The organism is Halalkalibacterium halodurans, from assembly GCF_005671335.1.
Lineage (GTDB): Bacteria > Bacillota > Bacilli > Bacillales > Bacillaceae_D > Halalkalibacterium > Halalkalibacterium halodurans.
In genome coordinates this window covers 1,294,856-1,312,234 of record NZ_CP040441.1, presented here as the reverse complement: position 1 = coordinate 1,312,234, position 17,379 = coordinate 1,294,856, and the positions used below count along the sequence as shown (strand labels likewise).

The following is a 17,379-nucleotide window of genomic DNA, read 5'->3' as shown; positions in this document are numbered from 1 at the left end:
AGCCGCACTTGTCCGTGCAACTCACTGCTACATGTCAAATGTCCCTTTCACGATGGCTTGCCCTTCCTGAACCATATGCTGGCCTTTTGCAAACACGTGGTGGATCGTGAAAGAATCGCGCTCAATCATCACGAGGTCTGCATCAAATCCGGGCTGAATTTCCCCTTTTTTACGGAGCTTTAATCCACGTGCAGGATTTTTCGTTACGACATGAAGGACAACATCCAATGGAAGCTGTTCTGCAATTACCGCGTCCCGTACTTCACTAAAAAGGGAGGCCATTTTGCCAATTTGTAAACCTTGATATTCCCCACTTTCATTAAAAGCTGGCAAGGAACCTTGCGCATCGGATGTAAACGTAATGTTCTCAAGAGGTACACCTTGTTCTAACATCATTTTTAACCCTGTGCTCGGCTTTATTTCACCTTCTTTGCGAAATTGAGGGATCGAGCTTGTTGTAAAGTCTACGATTCCACCTTTTTTTGCATACTCGACACCTGCCCAAAACAAGTCTTGATTTCGATTAATATGGGTGGGGAGAAATTGTGTAACTGGTACGTCTGAGGTAGCCACTACTTCCTCTAACAGCCTCAATTTCTCTGGACTATCCCCAACGTGAATGTTGACAATCCCCCCTTTTCCTGCAAGCATTCCGCCCACTCTCGCTTCTGCTGCTACCCTCGTTAATTCTTGAATCGTCGGTTGAGAAGAACGATGATCAGAAATGGCAATTTCACCGACACCGATGATTTTATCGATTAATAGCAAGTCACTTTGAAGCGTACCGGTTAATGTCTTTATGGGAAGTTGATACGAGCCTACAAGGACGAAACAGCTAACTCCCTCTTCCTCAAGAGCATGTGCCTTCGCAATCAAGTCAGGCATCGTCCGTGTCGTGCCATCTGTTCCTATCACACCGACAACGGTCGTCACTCCCGCTGTTGTCGCATCAGTTAATGTCAATTCAGGAGTTCGCGTCTTATAACCTCCTTCCCCACCACCGCCAATGATATGCACATGACTATCGATCAGTCCTGGAATGACGACCATGTCTTCTCCATTCACGACGGTTCCTTCCCATCCTTTTCCCGTTAGTTCAATTTCATCTTCAATTGCCTCAATCCGATCTCCTACGATTAACATATCTTTTTTCCCAATATAAGTTGGCGTATAAACTTCACTGTTTTTAATGAGGGTATACATGTTATCGCCCCTTTTTTTATTCATTTTTCTCATCATACCTTAGTCATTCGTCCTTTGCTATGATAGGTAAATATTATCCTTATAAAATTTTCCTCGTATTCCAGTTGAATGTATCAGAAAATTCTCTATACACTGCCTGAAAGATATGTTATAGTAATATCGCTTATTCAGATTTTAATCATTTAAAGGAGGAATACGTTGTGTCATTAAAGCAACAAACAGGCCGTGAGCAGTGGGCCTCCCGACTAGGCTTCATTTTAGCTGCGATGGGCTCTGCTGTCGGCTTAGGAAATATATGGCGCTTCTCGTATGTAACTGGTGAAAATGGAGGAGCAGCCTTTCTACTCGTTTATTTAGGATTTATCGCACTTATTGGTATCCCTATTGTTCTTGCTGAATTTACAATCGGTCGACGTGCTCAATCCGACGCTGTGGGCTCATTTGAAAAGTTAGCACCTGGAAAGCCGTGGAAAGTGGCTGGTCTTATGGGGGTTGCTGCTGGTTTTCTTATCCTATCTTTTTACGGTGTTATTGCTGGTTGGATTTTGTTTTATTTGTTTAATTACATCACTGGGCAACTTTGGTCAGCACCTGCTGAAGGCTTTGGAGGTTTCTTTGAAGGCTTTATTGCCAATCCGACACTCCCGCTTTTCTGGCAAGCGTTGTTCATGATTGCGACGATCTGGATTGTCGCAATTGGCGTGAAAAAAGGAATTGAACGCTCAAACAAAATTTTAATGCCGCTGCTCGGTGTGCTCCTTATCGCTCTAGCGATTTACAGCTTAACGCTCGGCGGAGCAAAAGAAGGATTAGCGTTCTTATTCTCACCAGATTGGAGCGCCTTAAAAGATCCAGGGGTGTATCTTGCCGCAATCTCCCAAGCGTTCTTTACCCTCAGCCTTGGGATGGGTGCGTTAATCACCTATGGAAGCTATGTTTCAAAAGATAGCCGTTTGCCAGGGGCTGCTGTTAGTGTCGCTGGTCTCGACACCGCCTTTGCAATCATTGCTGGTATTATGATTTTCCCTGCTGTTTTCGCCTTAGGGCTAAGCCCTAGTGGCGGGCCAGGACTCGTATTCGTCGTACTACCTGATATTTTTGATTCGATTCGCCTAGGCCCAATCGTTGGGATTGCCTTCTTTATTCTGTTAGGGGCAGCTGCTCTTTCATCAGCTGTCTCGCTGTTAGAAGTACCCGTCGCTTATTTCATGCGTAAATTCGACTGGTCACGTAAACAGGCTGCAATTACTCTCGGTGTGATCATCACACTGTTAGGCATCCCGTCATCGTTAAGCTTTGGCGTTTTAGGTGAAGTCACCATCATTCCTGGCTTGAACATTTTTGACTCTGTTGACTTTATCGCGTCCAGTGTCTTCCTTCCATTAGGTGGAATGATTATCGCTCTATTCATCGGATGGGGCTGGAAAACATCAGACGCCCTTGCAGAATCAGACTTAACTGATAGCGTTTGGGGTAAGCTTTGGATTCTTTCCCTTCGCTTTATTGCACCAATTGCGATCTTAATCGTCTTTTTAAGTGCATTCCAAATCTTTTTTAATTAATTGATACAAAGCAAATCCCGTACCATCTTGAACTAAGATGATACGGGATTATTTTCTTGCTTTTTATGTGTACATAGCCACAGATTCCATCTCTTTGTGAACCACGTCGGCAAAGATACCGATTCCTTTTTCGATTTTCTCAGGAGTCGAGTGCGTGAAATTTAATCTTAACGTATTGTATTTTGGCACACCAGCGTAGAACGGTTCCCCAGGGACATACGCCATTCCTTTTGCCACAGCTTCTTTAATGAGCAACGATGTATTGATGGCCTCATCTAGTTCTGCCCAAAGAAACATTCCTCCTTTTGGTTCCACAAAACGGAGTCCTGGAATATCGGCACCCTGTAAGGTTTTGATCATGACATCTTTTCGCGAACGATATACCTCAATGAGACGTTGGATATGCCCGTCCATATCGTGGTGAGTAAACAATTGGTATAAAGCTTGCTGGGATAATGAGTTTGAATGAAGGTCATTCGCTTGCTTTGCTTGGGCCATCATTCGTACGACTTGAAATGGTCCAGTAATCCAGCCTGTGCGCAGCGCTGGAACCGCCGTTTTCGAGAACGTACTCGTATAGAGAACGTGTGAACCGGTATCCATGGCTGCGAGCGGGACGTATGTCTCCTCTTGATTAAATTGAATGTCCCCATAAGGATCGTCTTCAAAAATAAGAACATGATGCTTATGAGCCATATTCAATAAATGTTTGCGACGCTCTAACGACCAAACACGTCCAGCAGGATTGGAAAACGTCGGTACAACATAGACGCATTTCGGCTTATGCTGCTTCATTTTTTGCTCCAAATCTTCTGGGATCATCCCTTCATCATCCGAAGCAACTGGAACAATCTCAGCTTCATAGGATTCAAACACTTGAAGCGCAGCTAAATAAGTTGGATCTTCCGTCAATACGACATCCCCTGGATTAAACATGACACGAGAAAATAAATCGATCGCTTGCTGGGAACCTGTCGTGATCAGGACATTTCTTTCACTGTATGATCGGATTCCCTTGCGACCCATTCGTTCGAGTATGAGCTCTCTCAATGGGAGAAAGCCTTCCGTTTCAGAATACTGCATGGATTTTTTTCCTGTGGCAAATACCCGCGAAAAGGCATCCTCCATTGCCTCGAGCGGAAATAACTCATCGTCAGGCAAGCCTCCAGCAAAGGAAATCACCCCTTGTTGGTTAACGACTTTTAAAATATCTCGTACGGCAGATGAATGTAGATGGCGGACCCGCTTCGCAAATGCATATTTCATGATGACACCCCAATAGACTTAATTTTTTGAAAGTTAACTTTATACTACTCCGTTCCAGTAAAATGTCAACCGTTTTTATCGCAATTTTTATGATTTTATGAGAACTTTATGATTCTTTATTCTCACTCAGCATTCGCCCTGTTAGAAACAGCGACAGACTAGGGAGAATCCCTAGTCTGTCTACTAGCCAGCCGATGCTTCATATTGTGCTTTTACTAGACCGTAATACGTTCCACGAGCGTCCATTAATTCACTATGTGTTCCCTGCTCAATAATATCCCCTTGCTCGAGCACGATGATTTGATCGGCATCACGAATGGTTGACAACCGATGGGCAATCATAATGGCCGTCCGATCGTGAAGTAGTTTCTTTAAACCAGCTTGAATTTTCAATTCGGTTTCAGTATCAATGCTTGCGGTCGCCTCATCTAAAATCAAAATTTTCGGATCGGCTAATAGTGCACGAGCAAAGGAAAGTAGCTGCCGTTCACCAACCGAAAGAACATTTCCTTTTTCCTCCACTTCGGTGTCGTATCCGTTTGGCAAGCGTTCAATAAAATCATTTGCCCCGATCGCTTCTGCTGCGGCCTTTACTTCTTCGTCGGTCGCTGTCGGCCGGCCGAACCGAATGTTTTCCATAATTGTGCCGGCGAAAATGAACGTATCTTGCAACACAAAGCTCACATTTGTTCGAAGGCTATTCAGCTGAATGTCACGCAAGTCCACACCGTCAATTTTGACGATACCGGCCGTTGGGTCATAGAAGCGGCTAATTAAATTGACAATCGTTGATTTCCCTGAACCTGTATGACCTACAAGGGCAATGGTTTGCCCTGCTTTTATTTCGAAACTGATGTCATTTAATGCCTTCCGTTTGTCATCATACGAAAATTCCACCTGTTCAAACGTCACATGACCACGCATCCCATGTAAGGTGACCGCATTCTCTTTTTCTGGAACCGATGGCCTTTCATCTAAAAATTCAAAAATCCGTTCGGACGAAGCCATCCCGACAAGCAGTTGGTTGTATACTTGCCCAAGCCTTGAGATTGGCTCCCAGAACATCCCTAAGTAGAATGCAAAGGAGACGAACACCCCAACCGTTAGTACCTCCGACTGGATCAAGCTCACCCCATACCAAATGAGGACAACGGCCCCGATCGCACTCGCCATCTCCACAAACGGCCTGAATAATGCATTCATTCTCGTGGCGTCTTTCCAAGATTGAAAGTTTTCCTCGTTGATGTCACGAAAAAAACGCATATTTTCTTTTTCTTGTGAAAAGGCTTGAGTGACACGAATGCCTTGAATGCTTTCATTTAAATGAGAATTGAGCTTTGATTGACGGAGACGCACCGTCTGCCACGATCTGCGAATGTTTCTCCGTAGCTTCGTTGATATGAAAAACATAATCGGCAGGACGATTAAGATTAAAATCGCCAGCTCTGGACTTAACGAGAACAAAATCACGATAATTCCGAGCAGAATGACGATATCCATCAATAAGTTGATAACCCCGTTCGTAAATAGATCCTGCAACGAGTTCACATCATTGACGACTCGGACAAGAATGGACCCTGCCGAACGTTGATCAAAAAAACGGTGGGAGAGACGTTGGATATGATTAAACAGATCAGCGCGAATATCATAAATCACATGCTGTCCGATCTCATTCATCCAGCGAATTCGGAACACGTTTGCCACATATGAAATACTGTACAACCCTAAAACAAGAGCTGCCAACTGATACATGACGTTCAGATCCCCTGCAGCAATCGCATGATCAATCGCTAACACACCAATGATGATCGGCACGAACAGCCGAACTGCGGTCACGATCAGCATCGCAACAATCGTTTTCGGAAGCAGTGATACTGCATATGGCTTCATATACGTAAGCAAGCGCATCATCTGTGCCCAGTTAAATGGTTTCTCAATCACTTGATCGCTCGCATAATGAAAGCGAGCTCTACGTTTTCCTTCTGACATCTTTCTCTCCTCTCTCTATGCGTGCTGCAACACATATTCTTGATCTTTGCTTTGAATATCATAGATTCGTCGATAGAGTCCCTTTTTATTTTGTAGCAATGTGTGATGGGTTCCGCGCTCACATACCTTGCCCCCATCAAGAACGAGAATCTCATCAGCTTGCTTAACAGAAGAAATCCGATGAGCAATGATAAACGTCGTTCTGCCTTTCATCACTTCACGAAAGGCCGCTTGGATTTTGTGCTCGGTTTTCATATCAACAGCACTTGTGGCATCGTCCAAAATTAAAATGCTCGGATTCATTAGAATCGCACGTGCAATGGCAATCCGCTGTTTCTGCCCCCCTGACAGGCCAAGTCCCCGTTCACCGAGCACTGTATCATAGCCATCTGGTAGTTCCGCGATAAAATCATGGGCTTGGGCACGCCTAGCTGCAGCAATAATTTCTTTCATCGATACATCAGGACGCCCATAGGCAATGTTATCGCGAATCGTCGACGAAAAGAGGAAAGACTCCTGTAGGACGACACCGATTTGTGAACGGAGCGTCTCTAGAGGATAAGATTCAATCGGCTTCCCATCGATTAAAATCTCTCCGCTCGTTCGTTCATAAAATCGATTAACTAACTGGACAATACTCGTTTTGCCCGATCCTGTTGCCCCTACGAGCCCGATCGTCTTCCCAGCAGGGGCTTCGAATGACACATTTTGCAGAGCGGGTGTTTCAGCTCCTCGGTAGTTTAAACAGACATCTCGGAACGTAACAGAACCTTGTAGACTAGTGCGTTCATCCTTTCCTTCATCCACTCGATTTTCTTCATCGAGAATTTCAAGCAGGCGTTCTCCACTCGCTTTCGATTGGGAAAACGTGTTAATAATAAAACCTAAGTTCATGATCGGTCCGATGATGTACCAGACTAAACTAAAAAATGCAACAAGTTGTCCGGTCTGCATGCTACCTGTAATGACGAGATATCCACCAAAAGAAAGCAAAAAGACCGCAGAAAGGTTCCCGATAAACTCCATGAGCGGAAAATAATTTCCCCATACTCTCGCAATATCTAAATGCTTCTGCCGATAATCGACATTTCGGTTTTCGAAGCGAGAAACCTCCTCATCTTCTTGAGAAAGAGCCTTTACGGTATTCATCCCACTCACATTTTCTTGAACTTTCGTGTTTAGTTTGGCAAGCGACTTGCGAATGTCACGAAATCCTGGATGAACCCGGCGATCAAATTTGGCAACAACAATCGCTAAAAAAGGAAGGGTACACATTGTCGCCAATGTTAATGGAACGGAATAGTATAACATTACACCCATACTGAAGCTTACGAGTAAAATAAATTGAATGAACTGGGCAAATCCAAAGGAAAGGAAAAAACGAAATGTCTCCACATCTCCCGTCAAACGAGACATTAAATCACCCGTCTTCGCATTATCATAGTAACGAAACGGAAGATATTGCAGCTTTTCATACAAAGAATTTCGCAATCGATAGACAGCGGTCACACCAAATAAGTCACCTAAATATTGATGAATGTACACCATCACCCCTTTAAATCCCATGACGATAATCAAAGCTAGAGCAAGCCATGGAATAAGGTCGTACCTCCCACCAATGACAGCGTTGTCAATCGTAAATTGCAAAATGATTGGATAGAGGACCGTCATTAGTGTCATCACACCCATCGCAAACAGCGACCAATAAAAATAGCGTCGATACGGCCAATAAAATTGAGCCAACCGTTTAAATGTGTCCATCATACCACCCCTAAGGTCTTCCATATTATTCTCTTCGTGAAACGAAAATTTCGAAAGACTAAACAATATCTTAAGTGGAGACAAGCCCATCCGTCAACTAAAAACGATAAAGTGAAACTTCATTCAGTGGAGAGTTTTATCCTCCCTGACAAAATGTTAGTTAAACCAATCGGATTGTGATGCGGGTTTACACAGGCGTTTCCACAGGACATGGTGAATGTAGTCTCTGTTCTTTTATGTTCATTCGTCTTTCTAGTTACCTCAAACTCTTGAAGAATTCATATTTATACGAGAAAGCGAAGCGCACTTTACTGATAAAAAGCAAAGCCACTGTTTTCACAGTGACTTGTCTTATCCTTACGCTTCGTCTTCTGGGTTAAAGGATCGTTTTGAAAACTCGTTGTCCATCATGAAAAAGGCGTTGCTGTCATTATCGATCCGCTTGAGCTTTTGAATGATCGTATCGAACATGTCCTCTTCTTCTACTTGTTCATCGATAAACCATTTTAAGAAGTTAATCGTCGCATGCTCCCGTGCATCCCATGCTAAATCGGATAGATCATAAATTTGTTTTGTCACAAGTTTTTCTTGCTCTAATGATTTTTCGAAACAATCGAGGACAGAACTGAATTCGTTATTTGGGCTCTCAAACCCTTCAAAACGGGCACGTTCGCCCATGGCGTTAATGAAGTTGTAAAACTTCATTCCGTGAAACCGTTCTTCTTCAGCCTGCACCATAAAAAAGTTCGCAAATCCATCGAGACTTTCCGCCGAACAGTACGCTGCCATAGCCAAATAGGAATGAGCTGCGTACATTTCGTAATTCATTTGTTTGTTTAATGCTTGGAGTAGTTTTTCATTGAGCATCGGGCATGCCTCCTTTTTTATCATCACTACAGTGTAAGTATAGCATATGAAAGATAAGACCTGACGTATGCATTGATCTTTATCGCTTTTGAATTAAGTCTCTCGGAGTATAGCCTGTGTATTTTTTGAACATCGTCGTAAAGTAAGCCGGATTGACATATCCTACTTTTTCCGACACCTCATAAATAAGAAAATTCCCTTCCTGAATCATTTTTTTCGCCTTCTCCATTCGAAGTCTCGTGACGTAATTCTTGAAAGATTCTCCTACCACCTTTTTGAAAATTTGTCCTAAATAGTTTCGTGAAATGTACAATTCATCCGCTATGTCTTGTAGTGTAATGTTTTCCGCTAAGTGTTTTTCAATGTAGATCATCACTTGTTCGATTAGCTGCTTATGCTTTATGTTCTCATCCCATTGCTGATGGTAGCAAATGTGCTCAATCTGTTCACACAAAAATCGAATCCATTCCTGCCAATTCCCTTGCTTCGTCAAATGCTGTGCAAGGTCAAAGTCTTCATCAAACATTTCTTGAATAAAGATCCCAATATCGTATAACGAGTATGTGATGATCGTCCAAATTTCGATGCCAACCTTGTAGCCAACTAGGGTGGAGTAAGGAACTTCGCCCAACACCCCTACCGCTTCTTCCAAAACCTCTTTCGCTCGAGTCGCATCTGCATAGCGAATGGCGTCATACAACTTTTGGCTACTTTCCATTGGAAAAGTTGCTCGAGTACCATCTTCATAGGGGTTCCCTAAAGGGAATGACTGCGACTTCATGCATGCTTCATGAAAAGACTCGGATAGATCGGTCCAGTTCTCCTTCACTCTCCCGTAATGAACAGTCGTCTTGACGTTAAAAGACGAATAAATCCCTTGTTCCACTTGGTCCTTTATCTCCTTTAACATGCAAGACAATACTGGCTCTGATACGCTTTTGTTAACATGTAGACAGAGTGCAGAACGATATGCATCCATCTCTAAATAACGAAAGTCGATTGGGTAGCCATTTAACACCTCGCGAATCATTTTATGAACGGAATAGCGAAACAAATACCAGTCAGCTGGCTTTAATTCCTTGTTTTGTGGACCATCATACGTAAGAGAACAGGCTATATGCTGTTGATCTTTCCATTTGGTGATTTTCACCAAAAATTCTTCAGGGATTTCTCCATTGCGAAGGCGGCCAGTCAATAGGGATTTCATCCATTCTGTTTCCACGAGTGGTTCATAGCGTTTTACTTTGTTTGTCAGCTCTTGCAAATAGCCTTGTTGTCGTTGTTTTTCCTCTAGTTTATTGATTACCCGTTTTAGAACCGTTTCAATCGTATCGACAGAAGCTGGCTTTGACAAATAGTCTGTAATATTTAATTGCATCGCCTTTCGTGCATGTTCGAATTCACTATACCCGCTCAAAATCACAACTTCCCCGTCAAAGCCATCCTCCCTTAAAATTTGAATCATATCAAGTCCGTTCATGATCGGCATATAAATATCCGTTAAGACGATGTGCGGTGACGTCTCACGGACAATGTCAAGTCCTCTTCTCCCATTAGCTGCCTCACCAACACACTCACAACCTAGTGCCTTCCATGAAGTGATCTTTTTTAACCCTCGTACTACATGCTCTTCATCATCAATAATGACAACCTTCCACATCAGCGTCCCCCCCTATTTTGCTTCGGTTATCGAGCGGCCATCGAGCAAACGTTCCTTGTTCAAGACTTTTGGAATGATGATTTTTACAAGTGTCCCTCCTTGCTCATCTCCAGTGACGTGGACGGATGCATAACGATCAAAGTACACATCAAGCCTTTCCATTACATTGCGAATGCCGTACCCGCCCATATCCAATTTGCTTCGCTTCGTCGTCACAGGCTGAAACCCGATTCCATTATCTTGAATGGTCATAACAATGTGGTTCTGATCCTCCATCGCGCGAATGACAACTTCTCCGTCCCGTCCATCTTGGAATCCATGAATAAAGCAGTTTTCAACAAATGGTTGAAGTGTTAGCTTAGGAATAAGGTAACGGTAAAGCATCACAGGTACATCGACGGTGTATGTTAGTCGTTCACCCATCTTTAATTTTTGAATCTTCAAATAATATTTCAGGTACTCGACTTCCTTTTCCAGTGGGAGGATGCTTTCCCCGTTGGACAAGCCAATCCTTAGCATTTGCCCGAGGTTTTCTAGCATATGGCTCATCGTTCGATCCCCTTTTTCAATCGCCATCCAGTTTAATTGATCGAGGGTATTATATAAAAAATGGGGATTAATGTTCGCTTGCAGGGCTTTAATTTCTGCTTCTCTTTGCCGTTTGTACTGCCTATGGAGCGAGCGATAGAGCTCATTGTTGCGGCGAATCAATCCCTTATAGCCTTCAAATAGTTCCCCGAATTCGTTTCGGTAGTCGCTCGGCAACTCTCCAGATAGATCTTGATCTGGATATTTCGAGAGTACATTTTTTAATTCGTAAATAGGTGTTGTAAACTTTTTTGTCAGACTATATGTTACTAAAAGGGCCACAACGATCATAATCGCACCGATGATGACCAAGATCGCTGCCATCCGTCGACTTCCCTCCGTCAATTCAGAATACGGTGTCACTTGCTTTAACGTCCACTCTGTATTCGGGATCGGCATTGATACTTCTAAAGCATCTTCATCCTTATCATTTTCACCGGTTTGCATGGTAGGTTGATACGGTAAATACTGATCAAAGTACGGTGAGTACAAAACAGATTCGTGCTGCGGATCTGATGTTGCAACAAACCTGCCTTGCTTATCAATAATCATTAAATTCGACTCTTGGCTTTTTTGCTTTAACCAGGTTTCGATCGTGGACGCATGAACATTCAATACGAGAACTCCTTCTATTTCCCCTCTCGCCTGAAAAACATTCCGTGCAAGGCTCAACACTCTCTCTTCCCCCGCCATCGTATAGGACACCCGTTCCCCGATCCAAACAGAGTTTTTCCCATCCAACCTCTTAGTCCACCCCATTTCTTCGACAGCTTCCAAGGGTAAATAATTAATCGGCTGTTGAATTTCGCTATGGGGCGGGGAATGCAAGTAAACTTCAATGGAATGAAGACCGGGCACGCTATAGACAATATTGGATAAATCTCGGGATAGAGACTGGAACAATTGATTGTACGTATAAGGATCCTCACTCCCCTTAAGCGCTTGACGAAAATTACTTTGCCGTGAAAGTCCTACTGAAATGTCATCATAGGATTGAAGATAATTGCTAATATCGTTGCTAAGTAAAGTTAACAGCTGTTCCTGATACTCCGTCGTCGCCTGAACCATCTCATTGACTGAATAGCGATAGGAAACGGAGATGATAACGATAAATGCCAAGAGCATAAAGGCAAAGAAGCTCGTAAAAAAGATGTGGCGAATTTGATAGCGTTTAAATACTCCCATCCGGCTCCTCCATCTCTTTCATGATTGAAAACGTTGATCATTGTATTGTGATTATAGCAACCTACGTAAACGCTTTCAATTGAAGCAATTTTTTACGCCACCTTGCGAACGCCACCTACTTGGACTTTCTGGCCCTCTTCCATTTTTACAAACAGCTGACAAACAAACCATGCAGGCAAGCTGACTCCAAAGAAAATCCCCACCGTCGGAATCGTTAGAGATAAGAAAAAGAACCCAAAAACAAAGACAATGCCGATCACTGCATAATGGAGATGTCCCACCCCATAGAGAAAGGATAGCTTAAAAACGGAAAATGTTCGGCAACGACTAGAAATTAGTACAGGGAATAGGAACACAGACATGATGACATAAAAACAAGCAACCGATAGAAACATGAACCGCATGAGAAGGGGGGCTGCCATCGTCACCAGACCTACATAGCTTACTAAAAGAGCGCCTATCCCAAGGACGAACATCGTTCCTATCCCTGTTGCCTTAAAAAAGTTTTGCTTGTAGACATGAGCAAATTCACGAAATATCGCGACTTCTTTTGTTGGATCACGGAGTTTGCGCAAAACCGAATGAAGAGCGGCCGTAGCTGGCGCCCAGCCAAACACTAGGACGCCACAAGCCGTAAACAACAGCCAAAGACCATTTAAGTAGGCAAGCTTCATTAACCAGTCACACATAGCGGTGAATGAATGGGAGAGAGCTCTAAGATTCATCGTGTCTCACTCTCTACAGGTGGCTCCGACTCTTGCTCCGTCTCGGTGTATCTCATAAGTACGTGGGAAAAAAACGTTAACGCTAACCCTTGACCCCACCCTTCGATTCGTCGATTTGGCGTCATCCGATAACCGTCTGCATGGTTCATGACCGCCGTGCCTGTTGACACACCTAATACGGTTCCCCTTGCATCTACCTTCTCCAGCAATGCGTCAAACGCTCGTTGCGCAGCGTGGTGCCCTTTCGGTGTGTTCGCTCCTTGTAATACGAGGGCAGCGGCAATTCCAGCAGAACCAGATGTTTCTTCGTAGGAGCTAGGATCTGTCAAAATGGTATGCCATAATCCTTGCTCTGATTGGACATTTAAGAGGGCACTCATTAAATCGCGCAATGATCCGTGAATTTCCATGAACGCTGGCTCCTTCACATCAATCATACGTAGTGACGCGGCCATCGTATATGCGGCCCAAGCATTTCCCCGCGCCCAAAAGATGCCGGACATATTTGATTGGGAAAGGTGATCCCAGCCATGGTAGTAAAAGTTCGTCTCCGAATCTTGTAAATACTTTTCATGCCCGCGGAATTGGCGAATGCCTTCATCCATATAAGCTTGATTGTTCAATGCATCTCCCATTCGAATTAAGAAATAGCCAGCCATAAAAAGTGTATCAACCCATGCCTGCTCCGGAAACACGGATACCCCGCCACCGACGGTATGCTGGAATACTCCTTCAGCAAAGCGGGGAGCGTCATGGAGCAAATAGTCAGCCTTTTCGATCGCTAATTGTAAATATTTTTCCTCGCCTGTATGTTGATACAATGTGAGCAGTGTATGTCCCATAGACACGATGTTCACACACATGGGCGGAATGCCATAATCCATATATTCATCGAACCATTCTTTAAGCCGTTGCAAGTACGCATCCTTTTTCGTTGCTTCGTAAGCTAAACCAACTCCGTAAAACGCTACACCAGCAGGCCAATCCCACACGTGGTCCATCTCAAAGGTTCGATTCACGATGCGGTCGATTTTCTGTAAAACATCCTCTCGGTCAAATTGTACTCGTTTCATTTTACAACCTCCTCTACTCGTTTCGTTACTTTAACCCTGTCGTCGAAATACCTTCGACTAAATAGCGCTGGAAAAATAGAAAAATAATAAACTGCGGAAGCAATGAGAGCGTCGACATCGCTAAAAGCGCTCCCCAAGACGTCCCCGATTCGGCATCCATAAAGTTACGTAAGCCTAAAGCTACCGTTTGAATGTCCGTTTTATTTAAATAAATAAGCGGGGCAAGAAAGTCATCCCATGTCCACATAAAAGCAAAGATGGCCACCGTTACGAGAGCCGGTTTTAATAATGGTAAAATAACACGCCAAAACACGCCAAAAGTAGAGCACCCATCAATGATTGCTGCCTCATCGAGTTCACGAGGGATCCCGCGAATAAACTGGATAAGTAAAAAGATAAAAAACGGCGTTCCTCCTAAAAATGCTGGAACAATTAATGGATAGAACGTATTCACCCAGCCTAAATTATGAAACAAAATGTATTGAGGAATTAATGTAATTTGCACTGGAAGCATTACAGTAGCAATCAAGCAGGCGAACAGTACTTTTTTAAATTTAAATTGTAGCCGAGCAAACCCGTAGGCGACTATGCTCGATGACAATATCGCACCAATGACCACCGATGTTGTAATGATGAACGAGTTTTTAAAATAAATATCGAAACCTGTACGGCCAAACCCCGCCCATCCATCAGGATAATTGGACCATACGAACTCACTTGGGATGAGGGAGGAAGCCTGTGAAAATATTTCCGAAGCCGGCTTCAAAGAACTCGCCACCATCCAAAGGATTGGATACACCATGATAAACCCGAAGGCGATCACAAATCCGTAATAGATTACATCTGTATACCATGTTCGTTTCGTTTTCACGACCGTCCTCCTTCCGATTCATAGTGAACCCAGTAACTTGATGATTTAAAGAACACAAGCGTAATACCGCCAATGATGACGAGCAAAATCCAAGCCATCGCTGAAGCGTATCCCATGCGTAAATATTCAAACGCTACTTCATATAAGTAGACGGCATAGAACAAAGTAGAATCAAGCGGTCCACCGCCTGTAATTAAATAGGCCTGTGTAAAGGTCATGAAGCCCCCGATCGTCTGCATGATAAGATTAAAGAAGATGACCGGTGTTAACATCGGTAGGGTTATGCTAAAAAATTTTCTAAAGCTGTTGGCACCATCAACGCTGGCCGCCTCATAAAGCTCCTGTGGAATTTGTCTGAGCCCCGCTAAAAAGATGATCATCGGTGAACCAAACTGCCAAACGACAAGCAAAATAAGAATGGATAAGGCATAATCGGTGCTACCGATCCAATTCACACCACTGAAGCCGAAGAGTTCTAAAAAGGAATTGACCGCTCCTCTGCTTCCGAAGAGCTGTTTCCAAACAACGGCCACAGCTACACTACCACCGATAATCGAAGGAATATAGTAAATGGTAGAAAACAGTCCGGAACCCTTCCTCCCGGTATTAAACAGCATCGCTAAAAATAACGCGAACGCTAATTTAAGCGGTGTTGAGACAAACACGAAAATGAGCGTAACTTTTAACGATTGAACAAACCGCGGATCACTCGTAAAAATGTGAATATAGTTTTGCAGCCCGACCCAGTTTGCACTGGAAAGCATGTCGTAGTCTGTAAATGAAAAGTAAAGCGAGGCGATCATCGGCCCGATTACTAACCCAAAAAACCCTAACAACCAAGGGGAGATCATCGCATAACCGACGAAACTTTCCTTCCATTTTTTCCTCTCTTGCCTTGTCTTACTATCATAAAGTTCAATCGCTTCTCTATTTACCTTCGCCGCGTCTCTCATAGAACCTCCTTTAGGAAAAATAGGCCACGCGAAGATGGCCTATTTTCAAACGTTACCGTAAAATTTGTTCCGCTTCCTGTCTAAATTGCTCTGTTGCCTCTTCGATTGAAAGCCGCTCATATTTCACCGACTCAATCATCCGTAGAAAAGCTCCCCTTACTTCGCTTTCTCCAGGGGGCGGAAGCGGATCCGCTGGACTTGTGTAATTCGCGACTAGCTCTAAAAACTCAAACGTTTTCGCAATTGGCCCATCCACCATTGGTGCAAGATGTTCGCGTACTTTAGAGGAAATCGGGACCCCGCGTTCTGCTTTTAAAATCTCATTGGCTTCCAAATCATTCGTTAAAAAGTCAATAAACAAGGCAGCTGCTTCTTGCTGCTCGCTATGAGAGCTAATCGAATACGACATGCTTGGGCGAATCCAGTTGCCATGAACACCACCGTCGAGAGAAGGTAACAGCATTAGGCCTAATTGATGTTCAGTGCTTTGCTGCAGACCGATAATCCCATTACTCGCAGCCATAGCAGCCCCAGCCATTTGATCCCCTAATAGCGATTCGCCACCTTGAATGTATTCAAGCGTTAACGCATGAGGGGGAGCGACACCATCATCGACCATCTGTTTGACAAAGGTGAGAAAATCAATTAGTGTTTGATTCTCAAAGCCTAGTCCTGTCCCATCTTCGTTATAGAAACTCTCTCCATTTTGCCGTGCGTATACGAAAAACATTTCATATTCAGCATTTCCAAAATCATAACCATAAAAGTCCCCATCAATGTTTTCCTTTAGCGTTTGCATGGCCTCATAGAAATTTTCATACGTATAGCCAGGCTCCAATTGGATGCCTTGTTCTTCTAACATCTCTTCGTTATAAATGGCAGCTAATGCATTAGACCCCGCTGAAACAGCCCACACGCTCCCATCTTGCACGTTCATATCTTGATAGACATCATCGACGTCATCTAAATTAATCGTCCCATCTGCGATTAACGATTGTAAATCAATGACAAGCCCCCGTGAACTGTACTCATTCAGCTTGGAATTATCCATTTGAATAACGTCAGGCAAATTGTTCCCCGCCGCTTGAGTCGTCAGGCGCTCCCAATAGTTATCCCATGATGTAAACTCCGGATCTACTTGGATATGAGGGTACTTCTCTTCGAATAGTTCAATCGCTTCAATCGTCATATCATGACGCTCTTGACCTCCCCACCAAGCGACCCGTAAGACGACGTCTTCGTTTCCAGCCTCTTGCTCTCCATCGACTTCGTTGCTTGTCCCGCTACTACATCCAGCTAATACTAGTAGGAAAGCAACTCCAAGGAGACAGCTTCTAAACCCTGCCTTCAGCTTCATCCTCATCCCCCTCTTTTTTGAAAGTGCTTACATTATTATTATAGAAAGGATTCTGCTCTGCTTGTAGCTAACAAATGTTAAAAAAATTACAGAAAACAAAGAAATAATGTCTCATACAATTCCCAAAAAAAGATGGTGGTCTGACAATTGAATAACCTAGCTCCTCCTTTAAATCTTAATGACGAATCTAGCACTTTTCTTATACTTTAATCCATTACAGACGCTAAACAACGTTAATAAGGGTGGCACTCACCGACGCTGAATGCCACCCTTATTTTTCAAATGTTTATTTTATAGGGTGATTGTTTCAAAAAAACAC

13 protein-coding genes are annotated in these 17,379 nt (G+C 43.6%); 1 reads left to right on the top strand and 12 read right to left on the bottom strand.

The annotated features are described in order from the left end of the window. Nucleotides 1–27: 27 nt before the first annotated feature. Complete coding sequence (iadA, locus tag FED51_RS06320) at nucleotides 28–1,203, bottom strand: beta-aspartyl-peptidase (RefSeq protein ID WP_053431653.1); 1,176 nt, start codon at nucleotides 1,201–1,203, stop codon at nucleotides 28–30. Nucleotides 1,204–1,403: 200 nt separating this feature from the next. Here iadA and FED51_RS06315 point away from each other — a divergent pair, with 200 nt between their 5' ends. Beyond that, nucleotides 1,404–2,765 (top strand): sodium-dependent transporter, encoded by a 1,362-nt coding sequence (locus tag FED51_RS06315; protein ID WP_010897298.1) that lies wholly within the window; start codon nucleotides 1,404–1,406, stop codon nucleotides 2,763–2,765. A gap of 63 nt (nucleotides 2,766–2,828) precedes the next feature. Here FED51_RS06315 and FED51_RS06310 read toward each other — a convergent pair whose 3' ends face one another. The 11 genes from FED51_RS06310 to FED51_RS06260 all read right to left on the bottom strand — a co-directional run bounded on the left by FED51_RS06310 (nucleotide 2,829) and on the right by FED51_RS06260 (nucleotide 17,060). Then, nucleotides 2,829–4,031, bottom strand: a complete 1,203-nt coding sequence (locus FED51_RS06310) for an aminotransferase-like domain-containing protein (protein WP_010897297.1) — start codon at nucleotides 4,029–4,031, stop codon at nucleotides 2,829–2,831. 183 nt (nucleotides 4,032–4,214) lie between these two features. Beyond that, a complete protein-coding gene (locus FED51_RS06305) occupies nucleotides 4,215–6,020 on the bottom strand; it encodes an ABC transporter ATP-binding protein (protein WP_053431654.1) in 1,806 nt (601 codons plus the stop codon). Nucleotides 6,021–6,035: 15 nt separating this feature from the next. Then, the gene (locus FED51_RS06300) at nucleotides 6,036–7,781 is read right to left on the bottom strand and encodes an ABC transporter ATP-binding protein (protein WP_053431655.1); all 1,746 of its coding nucleotides are present in this window, start codon (nucleotides 7,779–7,781) and stop codon (nucleotides 6,036–6,038) included. Nucleotides 7,782–8,138: 357 nt separating this feature from the next. Further along, the gene (locus tag FED51_RS06295) at nucleotides 8,139–8,648 is read right to left on the bottom strand and encodes a ferritin (RefSeq protein ID WP_010897294.1); all 510 of its coding nucleotides are present in this window, start codon (nucleotides 8,646–8,648) and stop codon (nucleotides 8,139–8,141) included. Nucleotides 8,649–8,727: 79 nt separating this feature from the next. Beyond that, entirely contained in the window at nucleotides 8,728–10,308 is a 1,581-nt protein-coding gene (locus FED51_RS06290; protein WP_134228604.1) for a response regulator transcription factor, read from the bottom strand. 12 nt (nucleotides 10,309–10,320) lie between these two features. Beyond that, nucleotides 10,321–12,081 (bottom strand): cache domain-containing sensor histidine kinase, encoded by a 1,761-nt coding sequence (locus FED51_RS06285; protein ID WP_010897292.1) that lies wholly within the window; start codon nucleotides 12,079–12,081, stop codon nucleotides 10,321–10,323. Nucleotides 12,082–12,173: 92 nt separating this feature from the next. Continuing rightward, nucleotides 12,174–12,806: a YesL family protein gene (locus tag FED51_RS06280; RefSeq protein ID WP_083445577.1), complete on the bottom strand. Its 633-nt coding sequence runs from the start codon at nucleotides 12,804–12,806 to the stop codon at nucleotides 12,174–12,176. Beyond that, complete coding sequence (locus FED51_RS06275) at nucleotides 12,803–13,879, bottom strand: glycoside hydrolase family 88/105 protein (RefSeq protein WP_053431658.1); 1,077 nt, start codon at nucleotides 13,877–13,879, stop codon at nucleotides 12,803–12,805. Before FED51_RS06275 ends, FED51_RS06280 begins: the two co-directional genes overlap by 4 nt. A 25-nt stretch (nucleotides 13,880–13,904) precedes the next feature. Continuing rightward, nucleotides 13,905–14,750 (bottom strand): carbohydrate ABC transporter permease, encoded by an 846-nt coding sequence (locus tag FED51_RS06270; RefSeq protein ID WP_053431659.1) that lies wholly within the window; start codon nucleotides 14,748–14,750, stop codon nucleotides 13,905–13,907. Continuing rightward, nucleotides 14,747–15,703, bottom strand: coding sequence for a carbohydrate ABC transporter permease (locus tag FED51_RS06265; protein WP_053431660.1), 957 nt, complete (start codon nucleotides 15,701–15,703; stop codon nucleotides 14,747–14,749). The genes FED51_RS06270 and FED51_RS06265 overlap by 4 nt, the downstream gene beginning before the upstream one ends. 52 nt (nucleotides 15,704–15,755) lie before the next feature. Next, entirely contained in the window at nucleotides 15,756–17,060 is a 1,305-nt protein-coding gene (locus FED51_RS06260) for an ABC transporter substrate-binding protein (protein ID WP_138090340.1), read from the bottom strand. Nucleotides 17,061–17,379: the final 319 nt, after the last annotated feature.